Source organism: Flavobacterium sinopsychrotolerans, from assembly GCF_900110375.1.
GTDB lineage: Bacteria > Bacteroidota > Bacteroidia > Flavobacteriales > Flavobacteriaceae > Flavobacterium > Flavobacterium sinopsychrotolerans.
In genome coordinates this window covers 728,503-743,597 of sequence record NZ_FODN01000001.1, presented here as the reverse complement: position 1 = coordinate 743,597, position 15,095 = coordinate 728,503, and the positions used below count along the sequence as shown (strand labels likewise).

Genomic DNA, 15,095 nt, shown 5'->3' with positions numbered 1-15,095 from the left:
AATTCGTTTAAGATGCAAGAATTAATTCCAAATAGGAAAATCATACACGTTGACATGGATGCTTTTTATGCATCTGTAGAGCAAATGGACAATCCATTGTTGCGTGGAAAGCCCATTGCGGTAGGTGGCTCAGAAAATCGAGGTGTAGTGGCAGCGGCAAGTTATGAGGCGAGGAAATTTGGAGTGAGGAGTGCTATAAGCGGAGTTATGGCAAAAAAAAATTGCCCAGAACTTATTTTCGTCAAACCACGATTTGACCGGTATAAAGAAATTTCAAATAAAATTCAAAAAATTTTTAGGGAGTATACGGATTTGGTGGAGCCATTATCACTTGATGAGGCCTATTTAGATGTAACCATAAATAAAAAAGGAAATCCAAGCGCTACAGTATTGGCTCAGGAAATAAGACAGCGCATATTCAACGAAGTTGGTTTGACCGCTTCTGCAGGAATATCAGTCAATAAGTTTGTAGCCAAAATTGCCAGCGATTACAATAAACCAAATGGCCAAAAAACGGTGAATCCAGATGATGTTATTTCGTTTTTGGAAGAGCTGCCCATTCGGAAATTTCATGGTGTTGGTAAAGTAACTACTGAAAAAATGTACCAACTTGGAATTTTTACCGGTCTTGAATTAAAAAACAAATCGTTGGAGTTTCTGGAGAAACATTTCGGGAAGTCAGGGAATTTTTATTATCATGTCGTCCGCGGTATTCATAATAGTGAAGTGAAATCTGATCGAATTACAAAATCAGTTGCTGCAGAACATACTTTTGATGTCAATCTTTCTTCTGAAATTTTTATGATAGAGAAATTGGAACTCATTGCGGCTGCATTGGAGAAAAGATTAAAAAGATATAATGTCGCGGGGAAAACAGTCACTTTAAAAATAAAATATAGTGATTTTTCACAGCAAACCCGCAGTAAAACATTGCCTTATTTTATATCTGATAAAGCTTTAATAATTGAAGTCGTAAAAGAACTATTGTATCAGGAACGAATGAAAGATTCCGTCCGATTGCTTGGGATTTCCTTAAGTAATTTAAACACGGAGGAGAAGAAGTTTGTTGTCGTACAGTTAAAATTTGATTTCTAATTGGGTTTTTAATGCATTCAACAATGGTTAAAGTCAGGAAATTGTTATTTTATCTTTGTAAATAAAATTACATTTGAATCTTAAATTGATCTACTATGAATAATTTCAGACAATATGAAGATGCTATTGCGATGTATCACAATGGTTTAAATATAAAGAAAGCTCCCGTTTATTGTTGGGATTTTCACAGTGATTTTTTGGCAGCAGTAAAGAATTTTTTTTTGGATTTAAACAAATTAAATTCAATTGCTTCCCAAAATAAATGGATTCAGAACAACTGGGATTTAAAAAACAGTCTTAAAGAAGAAGTGATAATTGTGACGGATACTAAATTGAAGATTCTTTTTGCATCACACAACATCGAGAAAATGAATGGGTATGTAGAAGCGGAAGTTTTAGGTAAAAGTCCAAAAATGTTTCAAGGAGAGGCAACTAACCAGATTACTTCAAATGAAATTCGTAAGGCAATAATAGACCAGCAACCTTTTGAAAAAATAGTGATGAATTATAAAAAGAATGGAGAAGTTTATGCTTGTTTGATAAAAGCGTTTCCTGTTTTCAATATAAAAGGGAAGTTAAGTCATTATATCGCTTTTGAAAAAGCCGCATAAAAGAGAAAACCTTTCCAGAATGGAAAGGTTTTCTCTTTTATATGAAGTTATGGAATTAGTTTTTACTGTTCAATTTAGAAAGCAATCTTAAAAATTCAATATAGAGCCAAACTAGTGTAATCATCAATCCCATGGCGCCATACCATTCCATGTATTTTGGCATTTTTTGTTCGGCTCCTTTTTCAATGCGATCAAAATCTAAAAACAGATTTAAAGCGGCAATTACAATCACAAAAACACTGATGCCAATGCTCATCATTGAACTGCCATAATGTACAGGAACAAAACTGGTAAACAGGGAGAACACCCAAGATATAAGATAATACGTTGCAATGGCCAATGTGGCAGCTACAACTACCGATTTGAATTGTTCGGTTACTTTTACAATTTTATATTTATACAATCCCAGACAAACCATAAAAGTCACAAAAGTTGCACCTACCGCCTGCATTACGATTCCAGGATACATTGCTTCAAATATTGCCGAAATTCCACCAATAAATAATCCTTCAAACAACGCATATCCAGGAGCCAGATAAGGAGAATATTGTGGTTTGAAAGCTGAGATAAGTACTAAAACTAATCCAACAATAGCACCGCCAATAGCAGGAACCAAAGGATTCATTCCGTTAAAAGTCAACCACCAGATTACAGTTGCAGAAGCGGTAAGAAGTAAAAATAAGATTAAACTTTTATTGATAGTGCCGGACAAAGTCATCTCGTCATTATAATCAATGAAGGTAGCTTGATGCACTTCATCTTTTTTTGAAACTGCTGTTGACGAAAAAGTTTTATTATTTAAAAATGGATTTTTAGAATTGAAACTCATAGTTTGTAGGGTTATTTGTTGTTCAAATATAAATTTAATTTTGTAACGGCATGTTTAAATATTCTTAATTTTTTTTGAAGTAAAGATAAATCATGTTCTTTAGAAACAAAAAAATCCGTCTCATTTTCCTAACGAGACGGATTTTTAATAGTCTTTAAATAGTTTTTATTATTCTATTTCAGAAACTCTCAAGGTGTTGACCATTCCTTTATCCTTAATTGGCATTGCTGCTAAATTGATAAGAAAGTCACCTTTTTGTACAAAACCTTTTTGTTTTACGATTTCGTTGATGTCCGTTACCGTATCATCAGTACTTACTGTTTTTTCATAGAAGAAAGATTTTACACCCCATAATAAATTAAGTTGTGTAAGGATTCTTTTATTTGAGGTAAATACCAAAATATGTGCATTTGGTCTCCAAGCAGATATTTGAAAAGCTGTATAACCACTATTTGTCAACGTACAAATTGCTTTTGCTTTGATTACATTGGCCATGCTTGCTGCGTGGTGACAAATGGTTTTTGTGATAAAACGTTTTGTTTTTATCTGTGGTGTATTTTGCGGAACCTGAATCAGCGGAGAATCTTCTACTGCCTCAATGATTTGAGTCATTTTTTGAATTACCTGAACTGGATAATTTCCGGTAGCCGTTTCTCCAGAAAGCATTACTGCATCTGCGCCATCCATGACAGAGTTTGCTACGTCATTTACCTCAGCACGGGTTGGTGTAAGGCTTGTAATCATTGTTTCCATCATCTGAGTAGCAACAATTACAGGAATTCGAGCTGTTTTTGCTTTACGAATCAATTCTTTTTGAACAAGAGGAACTTCATGTGCTGGAAGTTCTACTCCTAAGTCTCCTCGGGCAACCATTAATCCATCACAGTAGGCAACAATCTTGTCGATATTTTCTAATGCTTCCGGCATTTCTATTTTTGCAATAATTGGAATCTTATAATCCGAATGTTTTGCGATTAATTCCTGTAAGTCTTGTAAGTCTTGCGGTGTTTTTACAAATGACAGTGCAATCCAGTCTACATTTTGGCTAATAGCAAATATGGCATCTGCAATATCTTTCTCGGTCATTGCGGGAAGCGATATTTTTGTATTTGGTAAATTAACCCCTTTTTTAGATTTTAATTCCCCACCTTGAATTACTCTTGCAATAACTTCGGTTTTCTTATCAGTCTCCACGATTTCGAAAATAAGCTTTCCATCATCTAGTAGAATTCTTTCTCCTGGATTAACGTCGTTCGGGAACTCTTTGTATTTCATGAATACTTTTTTAGCCGTTCCAAGAACTTCTTCGGCAGTAGTAAATGTAATTAAATCACCATCACGCACTACAACACCTTCTTCCATTACTCCTACACGAAGTTTTGGACCTTGTAAATCACCAAGGATTGCAGTTGTGTAGCCAAACTCTTCATTAAGACCTCGTATAAGGTTTATCTTTTCTTTTACATCATTGTAGTCAGCATGCGAAAAATTCACTCTAAACACATTTACACCTGCTTCAATCATATCTTTTATGATTTCTCTAGTACTGCAAGCTGGCCCAAGTGTGGCTACAATTTTAGTTTTTTTGTTTGTAAGCATTTGTATTAAAAAATTAAATTGTTTTTTGATTTTATTTTATTTGTATCCACTATATAAACAGTTGATACACTATCTATGGTATTTAATAGGATTTGTATTTTTGATACATTCATTGCATCGTCGTTATTTTCTATTTTCAGAAAATAATCTGCTTTTTTAAATTCAGGAAGCAAAAAAACTTTTGTTGAAACTTCCATTGTTACATTTGAAAATAAGTTTTGAGTATTTCCCTTTTTGTATTGGATTACTTCATTTTTATTTTGGATCAAATTCCAGGTAATAGCGCTTTCTTCGTCATTGTAATAAAATCTGGAAAAATTTGTTTCTCCTTCTTTTATATTAATTTGAATTTCGCTCTTGCTTTTACTTAAATTTATAGGCAGTATTTGATTAATAAAAAATGCCAATCGATAGTCTTCTAATGAAGTATGAATAGCAATGAGATAATAATCTATTTCGTCAAATTCGCCAAGATCCAATTTATGAATAGCCATTTCATGAAAAAATAAGTTGTAAATATAGTACTTCTATTGAAGTATCTACCTCCTAAAATGGGATGTTTTTGTGAATTTATGAACGATAACGTTATAGTTTTTGAAAATGGATATTATTTTCTGTCCATTTTTTCTTGAAATGCAAAATAAGCGCGTTGGGATGCTTTTTCTTCGGCTTTCTTTTTAGAAGTTGCTCTGGCTTTTGCAATTACTTTATCATCAATGCTGAGTTTTACACCAAACAAACGTTGACCGTCAATGGCATTGTCTTCAAAAATATCATAATTAAATATTTTCTTTTCTTTTTGACACCATTCAATGACCAAGCTTTTGTAGCTGATTACTTTACCTTCTAGCCTTGCAATATCTACGTATGGAATTATGACTCTTTTTTGAATGAATTTTTCACAATAAACGTAACCACGATCTAGGTAGATTGCTCCGACTAATGATTCAAAAATATTACCATGAATATTTTCGCCAAAATGCTGAAGTGGCACTTTGCTTTCTATATATTGTACTAAGTTTAGGTCTTTACCTAATTCATTCAAGTGTTCTCGGCTTACAATTTTGGAACGCATTTTGGTTAAATAACCCTCATCGCCAGCTGGAGCTTTGTTGAATAAATGGGCAGCAATTACAGCACTTAGCATAGCATCACCCAGAAATTCTAATCGTTCGTAATTGATTGGATTTCCTAAGATATCTAGACGATTAGAGGAGCGATGGGTAAACGCTTTTTTATAGAAATCAAGATTTACGGGAGCAAACCCTAAAATTTTCTGAATAGAATCAAAAAAAATCCCGTCTTCTGGAGAACGGGATTTTGAAAATATTTTTCTGATTATACGCATATATAATTAGATTTCTAATTTTTTTACTAATACACAAGCATTGTGACCTCCAAAACCGAAAGTATTACTCATAACAACATTCATGTCTCTTTTCTGAGCTTTATTAAATGTAAAGTTCAGTTTAGAATCAATGTTTTCATCATCTGTAAAATGATTGATTGTAGGAGGTACTATTCCATGTTTCAAGGAAAGAATCGAAGAAATTGTTTCAACTGCTCCTGCTGCTCCAAGTAAATGGCCGGTCATGGATTTAGTCGAATTTAAGTTCATCGTGTACGCGTGTTCACCAAAAACATGTAAAATTGCCTTAGATTCTGCCAAGTCACCAAGTGGTGTTGAAGTTCCGTGCATATTTACACCATCAACATCAGTTGCCTGTAAACCAGCATCTCTCAAACAGTTTAACATTACATTTTTAGCGCCTAATCCTTCAGGATGCGGTGCGGTAATGTGATATGCATCAGCTGACATTCCGCCACCGCCAATTTCGCAATAAATTTTTGCTCCACGGGCTATAGCGTGTTCGTACTCTTCTAGTACTAATGCACCAGCTCCTTCACCTAAAATAAACCCATCTCTGTCTTTATCCATTGGTCTTGAAGCAGTTTTAGGATCATCGTTTCTGGTTGATAAAGCATGCATGGCATTAAAACCTCCCATTCCGGCTATTGTTACTGCAGCTTCAGAGCCACCGGTTACCATAGCATCAGCATGACCTAATCTTATATAGTTGAAAGCGTCTATAATAGCATTTGTAGAAGAAGCACAAGCAGATACAGTGGTAAAGTTTGGACCTCTGAATCCGTATTTTATAGAAATATGACCACCGGCAATATCCGAAATCATTTTTGGTATAAAGAAAGGATTGAATTTTGGTGTGCCATCCCCGGCTGCAAAGTTCAACATTTCAATTTGAAACGTTTCTAATCCGCCAATCCCTGAACCCCAAATGACACCCACTCTGTCTTTGTCTAATTTTTCGAAATTAAAACCAGCATCAAGCACGGCTTCATCAGATGAAACCATTGCATATTGTGCATAGCGGTCCATTTTTCTAGCTTCTTTCCTGTCTAAGAAATCTTCAGCATTAAATTTTTTCAATTCGCATGCAAATTGAGTCTTAAATTTTGAAGCATCAAAATAGGTAATTGGAGCAGCACCACTAACGCCGTTAATAAGTCCGTTCCAATATTCTTCAATGTTATTTCCAATAGGTGTAAGAGCGCCTAAACCTGTTACAACAACTCGTCTTAATACCATAAATTCTTTATTTTTGTTATCTTTAAACAAATAAAACCCACGCTTTCTTTACTGTAGTATTACAAAAGAGCCATGGGTATTACAATAAATATATTTTGATTGAAATTCAATCTTGAATTTAATTTAAAAAAATAATAACACCCGTTTACAAGATTGCAGACGGGTGTGTACTTTATTATTTTTTAGCTTCCTCGATATAAGAGATTGCTTGACCTACAGTAGCGATGTTTTCTGCTTGATCGTCTGGAATTTGAATGTCAAATTCTTTTTCGAATTCCATAATAAGCTCAACAGTGTCTAATGAGTCAGCTCCTAAATCATTAGTGAAGCTTGCTTCTGTTACAACTTCGTTTTCGTCAACACCTAATTTGTCTACGATAATCGCTTTTACTCTTGATGCAATGTCTGACATAATCTTTAATTTTAGAATTTAATTTGTTGGCAAAAATAAAAAACTTTATTTTAAAACAACTATTTAGTTAATAAATGTGAGAACGAATTTATAAAATAAATTTGACAAAGGCTTCTGAATGTTATTTAATTTCGTTTTTTATTCCTTTTTTTGTGCAATTAAAAATTGTTAGAATTATGAAAAAAATAGTGATTTTTGCTTCTGGATCGGGTACTAATGCTGAAAACATCATAAAGTATTTTGTGAAAACTAAAATTGGAACTGTTGCGGCGGTGTTTACAAACAACCCAAGTGCCCAAGTGATTGATAGAGCAAAAAACTATGGTGTAGCAACAGAAATTTTCTCAAAAGCAGAGTTAATTGAAGGTGAAGTATTACAAACAATAAACAATATCCAACCTGATTGGATTGTTTTGGCCGGATTTTTATTAAAATTCCCCGAAAATATCATCGCCGCCTATCCAAATAAGATCATAAATATTCATCCGGCATTGTTGCCTAAGTATGGTGGAAAAGGAATGTATGGGATGAATATTCACAAAGCAATTGTGGATAATAAAGAGAAAGAAACCGGAATTACGATTCATTATGTAAATGAAAATTACGATGAAGGAAACATTATTTTTCAACAAAGTGTTATTCTAACGGGTGATGAAACTCCGGAAGAAGTGGCTGCAAAAATACATGAATTAGAACAAAAATATTTTCCGGAAGTGATAGAGAAATTGTTGGCAAATTGATTTTTAGACTTTTCTGTGGGACATAAAACTAAAACATGTTCAATCCTTAAAATTTGGGAAAGATCTAAATCAATTATAATTTATCTTTCTAACCAATCTATACATCCAAAAATCTAAGAAGTCTAAAATGGAACACGACGTACATATATATACTGATGGCGCAGCCAAGGGTAATCCCGGAAATGGCGGTTACGGAGTAGTCATGGAATGGGTAGGGAAACCGTATAAAAAAGAATTCTATGAAGGTTTTCGTCGAACGACCAATAATAGAATGGAGTTACTGGCCGTTATTGTGGGACTTGAAAAGTTGAAAAATCCGAACACTAGAGTTTTAGTTGTTTCTGATTCTAAATATGTGGTTGATTCGGTGGTTAAAAAATGGGTTTTAGGCTGGGAAAAAAAAGGATTCGTAGATCGGAAAAATTCCGACTTATGGAAACGTTTTCTGGTTGTTTATAGAAAACACAAAGTCGATTTCAAATGGATCAAAGGGCATAACAATCATGTTCAAAACGAAAGGTGCGATGAATTAGCCGTTATGGCTTCGATGCAAAAGCAACTTTCTGTCGATGCTTTCTATGAATCAATTGATTCGAAATAAAAAAAGCATTAACGTATCAAAATATTTTTTGATACGTTAATAAAAGAATTATTTATTCTTTGTCTAATTCTTTAGCCTTGTTAAATCCAGCAAGTAAACCAATTCCTGCCATTGTGATAATAATCGATGGATAAACAGCACCATCATTCAACCCGGTGTAAGTTGTAATTAGCAAAGCAATAAAAATTCCAACTCCACTTCCTATTAATAAAAAAGCTAGATTTAGAATAAAAACTTTCCACATAGGAACGCCTTTGTCTTTTCCTTGCGAAAAAATACTGGCATCTACGCCTTTTTCAATAAGAGCTAAGCGCTCTCGGTTTCTTGTAGAGTAAACAAGATAAACAATTCCAAAGATCATAAGGAAAAAACTCAAAGGGATTAAAATTTCTGGACCCATAATTACATAATTTAAATGATTGATATTCCATATGACGAAACAGATTTGATTTAGGTTACAGATCTATCAAAAAAATATAATAAATTATTTGTAACCTTAATAAAGTGATTGTCGTCTTACTAGTATATGGATAAGTTAAGTGATCAACATTATATCAATCAAATTATACAAGGGGACACAAATGTGTTTAGCGTACTGGTTGATCGTTATAAGGAAATGATTTTTACTTTGGCTTTAAGGATGATTAAAAACAGAGAAGAAGCTGAAGAGGTTTCTCAGGATACATTTATCAAAATTTACAATTCTTTAAATAAGTTTAAAGGAGATTCTAAATTTTCGACATGGGTCTATAAAATTGCTTATAATACTTGTTTAGATCGTTTGAAAAAGAATAAAAAGGAAGAGAATACTATTTTAATTGACGAATTTTCAGATCATTTAGTTAAAAATCTGGATAACGCTTTTAGTGCTTTGGAAGAGAAAGAACGAAAACAAACAATTCAGAATTGCCTGAATTTATTGTCGAGGGAAGAGAATTTTTTATTAACGTTGTATTATTTTGACAATCAGAATTTAGATGAGATTGCAAAGATTATGGATATTAATTCCAATAACGTCAAAGTAAAGTTATTTAGAAGTAGAAAAAAATTAGCAGTAATTTTAAAAAAGCAATTGGAACCGGAAATATTGGATTATTATGAAAGAGAGCGATAAAAACATTAAAAAACTTATAGGTGATATAATGGCGGAGAGCAATTTGGAGTCGCCGTCAATTGACTTTACTTCAAAAGTAATGTCTCAAATTTTAGTTGTCGAAAAAATTAAAATTCAACATTATACACCTTTGATTTCTAAAACTATTTGGATTGTCATTATAGGGAGTTTAATTTCTTTGATTCTCTATGCATCCTTTGGGAATGAGTCATATAATTCGGAAATAGGTCATTCTTATGTTGTAAATATTTCAAACATATTTTCAGAGTTCCATTTTTCAATAAACACAATTTATGCGATTTTAATTGTTCCTTTAATGATTTTGGTACAAATACCATTGTTGAAAAATTATTATGACAAGAAGTATCAATTGTAAAAAAATTTTTTTACAATTTTTTATGGTGAGTTTCTAATCGTTCGACGATAAAATGTTTTTGGTCTAATCAAAGTAGCCAAAAGTCCAAAACACATACTTAATTACATGAAAATCAAATTAATAAATTGGCAAAACTTTACGCTTTAGACTCTTTGCAACTTTACAACTTATAAACTATCTTTGCGCCTTAATTCGAAACGTATATAATGAATAAATTATTGATTGTTGGAACAGTAGCTTTCGACGCAATTGAAACTCCATTTGGAAAAACGGACAAAATTTTAGGTGGCGCAGCAACTTATATCGGTCTATCCGCTTCTTTTTTTAATGTTCAATCGGCTATAGTTTCTGTAGTTGGGGATGATTTTCCACAAGAATATTTAGATTTATTGACTTCAAGAAACATTGATATTTCTGGTCTTGAAGTGGTTAAAGGAGGGAAAACTTTCTTTTGGAGTGGTCGTTATCACAATGACTTGAATTCAAGAGATACACTGGATACTCAATTAAATGTTTTGGCTGATTTTCAACCAAAAGTTCCTCAAGACTATAAAAATGCTGACATAGTAATGTTAGGAAACTTACATCCATTAGTACAAAGCAGTGTTTTGGACCAAATGGAAACACAACCTAAATTGACAGTATTGGATACTATGAATTTTTGGATGGATTGTGCTTTGCCGGAATTATTGGACGTAATAAAACGTGTAGATGTAATTACTATCAATGATGAGGAAGCAAGACAACTTTCTGGAGAATATTCTTTAGTGAAAGCGGCTGCAAAAATTCACACCATGGGACCTAAATATGTTGTGATTAAAAAAGGAGAACACGGAGCACTTATCTTTCATAATAAAGAAGTTTTCTTCGCGCCTGCTTTACCACTTGAAGAAGTTTTTGATCCAACTGGAGCAGGAGATACTTTTGCAGGAGGATTTGCAGGATATTTGACGCAGAGCGAAAACATTTCATTCGAAAACATGAAAAATGGAATTATTCATGGATCTAATTTGGCTTCCTTTTGTGTGGAGAAATTTGGAACCGAAAGAATGGTTGATTTAGAGAAAGAGGAAGTTGTTTCCAGATTACAACAATTCAAATCACTGACACAATTCGACATAGAATTATAATGCGCTGAAACCTCGGAAACGAGGTTTTTTTGTTAAATAAAATTAGCAGGGAATTACATCTGATTTATCTTTTTCAAATCAGTTTAATTTATTTTTAGAATAACACAACAACACAAACAACCTTACAATGAGCGATGCTTTAAAACACGAGTGTGGTATAGCCTTAATTAGATTACTTAAACCGCTTGAATTTTACAAAGAGAAATACGGAACGGCATTCTACGGAATCCAAAAAATGTATCTTTTGATGGAAAAGCAGCACAATCGCGGTCAAGACGGTGCTGGTTTTGCAAGTATTAAATTAGACGTGGAACCTGGGGAGCGTTACATCAGTCGTGTTCGTTCCAATCATGCACAACCAATTCAGGATGTTTTTGCGCAGATCAATGACAGAATCAATGAGGAAATGGCTGCTCATCCGGAATATGCGGATAATGTTGCTTTACAAAAACAGAAGATTCCTTATTTAGGAGAATTGTTTTTAGGACACGTTCGTTATGGAACTTTTGGAAAAAACAGCATTGAAAGTGTTCATCCTTTTTTGCGTCAGAACAATTGGATGCACAGAAATTTGATTTTGGCTGGAAATTTTAACATGACGAATGTTAAAGAGCTTTTTCAAAGTCTAGTAGAATTGGGTCAGCATCCAAAAGAAATGGCGGATACGGTTACGGTAATGGAAAAAATAGGTCATTTTCTGGATGATGAAGTAACTGATTTGTACCAAGAATGTAAAAATAATGGCTTAACAAAAAGAGAAGCTTCGCCGGTAATTGCCGAGAAACTGGATGTTGCCAAGATTTTGGCCCGAGCTTCTAAAAACTTAGATGGCGGTTATGCGATGGCAGGACTTTTAGGTCATGGCGATTCATTTGTGTTTAGAGATCCGGCAGGAATTCGTCCCGCTTATTTTTATCAAGATGATGAAATCGTTGTTGTAGCTTCAGAAAGGCCTGTAATCCAGACGGTTTTCAATGTTTCTTTCGAAAAAGTCCAGGAAATTGAACCAGGAAACGCATTAATCATCAAGAAAAACGGAACGGTTTCTATGCAAGAAATTCTTCCGCCAACGGTTAAGAAAGCCTGTTCTTTTGAACGAATTTATTTCTCCAGAGGAAGCGATGCCGAAATATATCAAGAAAGAAAAACACTGGGAAGACTTATTCTTCCGGCAGTTTTGAAATCAATTGATCAAGATACAGACAATACGGTTTTCTCTTATATTCCAAATACGGCTGAAACTTCTTTCTACGGATTGGTTGAAGCAGCGCAAGATTTCTTGAATCAAAGAAAGAATAATTACATTCTTCAAAATAGAAATACCTTAACAAAGGAATCGCTACAAGAATTGCTTTCGGTGAAAATACGTACTGAAAAAGTAGCCATCAAAGATGCGAAACTAAGAACCTTTATTACAGAGGATAGCAGTCGTGACGATTTAGTAGCGCACGTATATGATGTTACGTATGGTGTTATAAAACCAACGGATAATTTAGTTATTATTGACGATAGTATTGTTCGAGGAACTACCTTGAAAATGAGTATCATCAAAATGATGGATCGTTTGAATCCAAAGCGAATTGTTGTTGTTTCATCTGCACCACAAATACGCTACCCGGATTGTTACGGAATTGACATGGCTAAACTAGAAGGTTTAGTGGCTTTCAAAGCAGCATTAGAATTACTTAAAGAAAGAAACTTGTATCATATCGTTGACGAAGTATATGTAAAATGTAAAGCGCAGGAAAACTTCAAGGACAGTGAAGTTGTAAATTACGTAACGGCAATATACGAACCTTTTCAACCACAAGAGATTTCAGATAAAATCGCACAAATGTTGAGTTCTCCGGAGATCAAAGCCGAAGTGAAAATTATTTTCCAAACCGTAGAAGATTTACATGTTGCTTGTCCTAAAAATTTAGGCGATTGGTATTTTACCGGAGACTATCCAACACCTGGAGGAAACCGAGTGGTAAACCGAGCATTTATGAATTTTTATGAAGGAAAAGACGCTAGAGCATACTAGAATTAAAGGAGATGAGTTTTTAATCGGTTTTCTAAGTTGTTCATCTAATTTATTTGGTGGCAATGAAGAACTAGTATAATTTTGACTCACCATAACATTAGTAGGTTAAGTTTATGGTAGATTTGGGGCAAAAAGGGTGGAAGAGATTCCACCTTTTTTATTGGAATAAAGTCAAGAAAATGATAAAATAAAAGGCGCCGATTTCAAATTTTGAAATCGGCGCCTTTTATTTTAAGATTAAAGAAACAAGAAAAAAGACAACAGTAATTTTTGAAGTCTTTATTCTTTCCTCTTGAATCTGTTTTTATTTCTCTAAAGCAAATCTTCTAGCCACTTCCGTCCAGTTAATTACATTGAAAAAAGCCTCAATATAATCGGGTCTTCTATTTTGATAATGCAAATAGTAAGCATGTTCCCAAACATCCATTGCTAAAATTGGAGTTCCGCCACAACCTACACCAGGCATCAAAGGATTGTCTTGATTTGGAGTACCGCAAACTTCTAATTTTCCACCTTTATGAACACAAAGCCAAGCCCATCCTGAACCAAATTGTGTTGCTCCAGCTTTGCTGAAACTTGCTTTGAATTCTTCAAAAGTTCCAAAAGAAGCTTCAATTGCATCCAATAAATCTCCTGTTGGAAGTCCTCCACCGTCTGGTGTCATAACCGTCCAAAACAAGTTGTGATTGTAAAAACCACCGCCATTGTTACGAACTGGCATGTTTTTCATATCAAGATTAATCAAAATATTTTCAATCGTCTTACCTTCCATATCCGTACCTGCAATTGCAGCATTCACGTTGGTAATGTAAGCGTTGTGATGTTTCGTGTGATGAATTTCCATCGTGCGCGCATCAATATAAGGTTCTAATGCGTCATACGCATAAGGTAATTGTGGTAATTCAAAAGCCATAATATGATTGTTTAATGATTTATAAATATTTATTCAAATTTAAACATTAAACTTTGGAAACGGAAATTCTATTTCGTTATAATTTCATTAAATTAATTGATAGTGTGCTCTTTGGAGTTGTAACAGACTTGTTTTCAGGAGCTATTTCCTGCTTTCCGCTACAATCTTTCTAGTTCTGAAATTGTTTCAGAATCCTGAAACAATTTCAGAACTAGAAAGGATTTTCACTTTAATCAGGGCTAAAAAACGGTTGTACTTTAGAATACCATTCTGTTTTACATACCCATTTTAGAATATAAATTACCAAATTATGATTGCGCCATTGCCATACAAACAATGCTGATTTTTGCGCCAGGGATTTTCAGTAATGCTCTGGAACAAGCTTCTAGTGTTGATCCTGTTGTGATGACGTCATCTATTAAAAGGAAATGTTTGTTGTGGTCTTTTTCAGTAAAGGAAACATCAAAAGTGCTTTCGATTCCTTCTGTTCTGCCTAATAAATTTTTCTTGGATTGTGTTTTCGAGTACACATTTCGAACCAAAATAGAATCATTATAATCGATATTTAAACCTGATGAAAGTGCTTTTCCAAAAGCAGTAACTTGATTGTATCCTCTTTCTTTTAGTTTTCTTCGATGCAATGGAACCGGAATAATTTCATCAACAGATTGTAATAAATCGATCGTTTTTAAATCTTCAGCGTACCATTCGCCAAGAATTGTACCTATTTCCTCGTGTCCTTTGTATTTTAAATTATGAATAAGTTCTTGGACAATTCCCTTTTTATGAAAATAAAACAAGGCCGAAGTATGAATTACAGGAATTCGTCCATAAAATTTTTTGAAAGCATCATTCTCTGGATTCAAATGATGATTCGTCAGCGGAATATCGTGTCGGCAAACCGTGCAAATCACATTTTCATAGGGCAATAAAAACGAGCTGCAACCGGAACAGACTTTTGGAAAAAAGAGATTAATAATGCTTTCAAACATGTAATCAGGGATTTATTTATAAAAATAGACAAATCAATGCTTCAATCTT

General features: G+C 33.8%; 17 protein-coding genes. 8 read left to right on the top strand and 9 right to left on the bottom strand.

Features of this window, described 5'->3' with window-relative positions:
* Positions 1-12: 12 nt before the first annotated feature.
* On the top strand, positions 13-1,095 hold the full coding sequence (dinB, locus tag BMX64_RS03340; RefSeq protein WP_091166324.1) for a DNA polymerase IV: 1,083 nt from the start codon (positions 13-15) through the stop codon (positions 1,093-1,095).
* Positions 1,096-1,190: 95 nt separating this feature from the next.
* Complete coding sequence (locus BMX64_RS03335) at positions 1,191-1,706, top strand: PAS domain-containing protein (RefSeq protein WP_091166323.1); 516 nt, start codon at positions 1,191-1,193, stop codon at positions 1,704-1,706.
* Positions 1,707-1,761: 55 nt separating this feature from the next.
* Here BMX64_RS03335 and BMX64_RS03330 read toward each other — a convergent pair whose 3' ends face one another.
* The 6 genes from BMX64_RS03330 to BMX64_RS03305 form a co-directional block, all read right to left on the bottom strand.
* Positions 1,762-2,535, bottom strand: coding sequence for a Bax inhibitor-1/YccA family protein (locus tag BMX64_RS03330; protein WP_091166322.1), 774 nt, complete (start codon positions 2,533-2,535; stop codon positions 1,762-1,764).
* A 168-nt stretch (positions 2,536-2,703) separates the two neighbouring features.
* Positions 2,704-4,134 carry a pyruvate kinase gene (pyk, locus tag BMX64_RS03325; protein ID WP_091166321.1) on the bottom strand — a complete coding sequence of 477 codons (1,431 nt, stop codon included), beginning with the start codon at positions 4,132-4,134 and terminating at the stop codon, positions 2,704-2,706.
* A gap of 5 nt (positions 4,135-4,139) precedes the next feature.
* Complete coding sequence (locus tag BMX64_RS03320; RefSeq protein WP_091166320.1) at positions 4,140-4,628, bottom strand: IPExxxVDY family protein; 489 nt, start codon at positions 4,626-4,628, stop codon at positions 4,140-4,142.
* 113 nt (positions 4,629-4,741) lie between these two features.
* The gene (rnc, locus tag BMX64_RS03315) at positions 4,742-5,482 is read right to left on the bottom strand and encodes a ribonuclease III (protein WP_091166319.1); all 741 of its coding nucleotides are present in this window, start codon (positions 5,480-5,482) and stop codon (positions 4,742-4,744) included.
* A gap of 6 nt (positions 5,483-5,488) precedes the next feature.
* Positions 5,489-6,742 (bottom strand): beta-ketoacyl-ACP synthase II, encoded by a 1,254-nt coding sequence (fabF, locus tag BMX64_RS03310; protein WP_091166544.1) that lies wholly within the window; start codon positions 6,740-6,742, stop codon positions 5,489-5,491.
* 175 nt (positions 6,743-6,917) lie between these two features.
* Complete coding sequence (locus BMX64_RS03305; protein WP_007137004.1) at positions 6,918-7,154, bottom strand: acyl carrier protein; 237 nt, start codon at positions 7,152-7,154, stop codon at positions 6,918-6,920.
* A gap of 176 nt (positions 7,155-7,330) precedes the next feature.
* On the opposite strand from BMX64_RS03305, the gene purN reads away from it, so the two are divergent.
* Both purN and rnhA read left to right on the top strand, forming a co-directional pair.
* Positions 7,331-7,894: a phosphoribosylglycinamide formyltransferase gene (gene purN / locus BMX64_RS03300; protein WP_091166543.1), complete on the top strand. Its 564-nt coding sequence runs from the start codon at positions 7,331-7,333 to the stop codon at positions 7,892-7,894.
* Positions 7,895-8,021: 127 nt separating this feature from the next.
* The gene (gene rnhA, locus BMX64_RS03295) at positions 8,022-8,495 is read left to right on the top strand and encodes a ribonuclease HI (protein WP_091166318.1); all 474 of its coding nucleotides are present in this window, start codon (positions 8,022-8,024) and stop codon (positions 8,493-8,495) included.
* Positions 8,496-8,547: 52 nt separating this feature from the next.
* On the opposite strand, the gene BMX64_RS03290 is transcribed toward rnhA, so the two are convergent.
* The gene (locus tag BMX64_RS03290; RefSeq protein WP_091166317.1) at positions 8,548-8,895 is read right to left on the bottom strand and encodes a DUF6249 domain-containing protein; all 348 of its coding nucleotides are present in this window, start codon (positions 8,893-8,895) and stop codon (positions 8,548-8,550) included.
* Between the two features lie 126 nt (positions 8,896-9,021).
* Between BMX64_RS03290 and BMX64_RS03285 the strand changes: the two genes are divergently transcribed.
* The 4 genes from BMX64_RS03285 to BMX64_RS03270 all read left to right on the top strand — a co-directional run bounded on the left by BMX64_RS03285 (position 9,022) and on the right by BMX64_RS03270 (position 13,141).
* On the top strand, positions 9,022-9,609 hold the full coding sequence (locus BMX64_RS03285; RefSeq protein WP_091166316.1) for an RNA polymerase sigma factor: 588 nt from the start codon (positions 9,022-9,024) through the stop codon (positions 9,607-9,609).
* A complete protein-coding gene (locus BMX64_RS03280) occupies positions 9,593-9,985 on the top strand; it encodes a hypothetical protein (RefSeq protein ID WP_091166315.1) in 393 nt (130 codons plus the stop codon). Before BMX64_RS03285 ends, BMX64_RS03280 begins: the two co-directional genes overlap by 17 nt.
* A gap of 206 nt (positions 9,986-10,191) precedes the next feature.
* A complete protein-coding gene (locus tag BMX64_RS03275) occupies positions 10,192-11,115 on the top strand; it encodes a PfkB family carbohydrate kinase (protein ID WP_091166314.1) in 924 nt (307 codons plus the stop codon).
* 127 nt (positions 11,116-11,242) lie between these two features.
* Positions 11,243-13,141: an amidophosphoribosyltransferase gene (locus BMX64_RS03270; protein WP_091166311.1), complete on the top strand. Its 1,899-nt coding sequence runs from the start codon at positions 11,243-11,245 to the stop codon at positions 13,139-13,141.
* A 304-nt stretch (positions 13,142-13,445) separates the two neighbouring features.
* Here the strand turns inward: BMX64_RS03270 and BMX64_RS03265 are convergent, their stop codons facing one another.
* Positions 13,446-14,054, bottom strand: coding sequence for a superoxide dismutase (locus tag BMX64_RS03265; RefSeq protein ID WP_091166307.1), 609 nt, complete (start codon positions 14,052-14,054; stop codon positions 13,446-13,448).
* Between the two features lie 308 nt (positions 14,055-14,362).
* Positions 14,363-15,046 carry a ComF family protein gene (locus tag BMX64_RS03260; protein WP_091166305.1) on the bottom strand — a complete coding sequence of 228 codons (684 nt, stop codon included), beginning with the start codon at positions 15,044-15,046 and terminating at the stop codon, positions 14,363-14,365.
* Positions 15,047-15,095: the final 49 nt, after the last annotated feature.

Coding starts and splice junctions, on each gene's coding strand:
- dinB (WP_091166324.1), top strand. CDS start 13: ATGCAAGAATTAATTCCAAATAGGAAAATCATACACGTTGACATGGAT.
- BMX64_RS03335 (WP_091166323.1), top strand. CDS start 1,191: ATGAATAATTTCAGACAATATGAAGATGCTATTGCGATGTATCACAAT.
- BMX64_RS03330 (WP_091166322.1), bottom strand. CDS start 2,535: ATGAGTTTCAATTCTAAAAATCCATTTTTAAATAATAAAACTTTTTCG.
- pyk (WP_091166321.1), bottom strand. CDS start 4,134: ATGCTTACAAACAAAAAAACTAAAATTGTAGCCACACTTGGGCCAGCT.
- BMX64_RS03320 (WP_091166320.1), bottom strand. CDS start 4,628: ATGGCTATTCATAAATTGGATCTTGGCGAATTTGACGAAATAGATTAT.
- rnc (WP_091166319.1), bottom strand. CDS start 5,482: ATGCGTATAATCAGAAAAATATTTTCAAAATCCCGTTCTCCAGAAGAC.
- fabF (WP_091166544.1), bottom strand. CDS start 6,742: ATGGTATTAAGACGAGTTGTTGTAACAGGTTTAGGCGCTCTTACACCT.
- BMX64_RS03305 (WP_007137004.1), bottom strand. CDS start 7,154: ATGTCAGACATTGCATCAAGAGTAAAAGCGATTATCGTAGACAAATTA.
- purN (WP_091166543.1), top strand. CDS start 7,331: ATGAAAAAAATAGTGATTTTTGCTTCTGGATCGGGTACTAATGCTGAA.
- rnhA (WP_091166318.1), top strand. CDS start 8,022: ATGGAACACGACGTACATATATATACTGATGGCGCAGCCAAGGGTAAT.
- BMX64_RS03290 (WP_091166317.1), bottom strand. CDS start 8,895: ATGGGTCCAGAAATTTTAATCCCTTTGAGTTTTTTCCTTATGATCTTT.
- BMX64_RS03285 (WP_091166316.1), top strand. CDS start 9,022: ATGGATAAGTTAAGTGATCAACATTATATCAATCAAATTATACAAGGG.
- BMX64_RS03280 (WP_091166315.1), top strand. CDS start 9,593: ATGAAAGAGAGCGATAAAAACATTAAAAAACTTATAGGTGATATAATG.
- BMX64_RS03275 (WP_091166314.1), top strand. CDS start 10,192: ATGAATAAATTATTGATTGTTGGAACAGTAGCTTTCGACGCAATTGAA.
- BMX64_RS03270 (WP_091166311.1), top strand. CDS start 11,243: ATGAGCGATGCTTTAAAACACGAGTGTGGTATAGCCTTAATTAGATTA.
- BMX64_RS03265 (WP_091166307.1), bottom strand. CDS start 14,054: ATGGCTTTTGAATTACCACAATTACCTTATGCGTATGACGCATTAGAA.
- BMX64_RS03260 (WP_091166305.1), bottom strand. CDS start 15,046: ATGTTTGAAAGCATTATTAATCTCTTTTTTCCAAAAGTCTGTTCCGGT.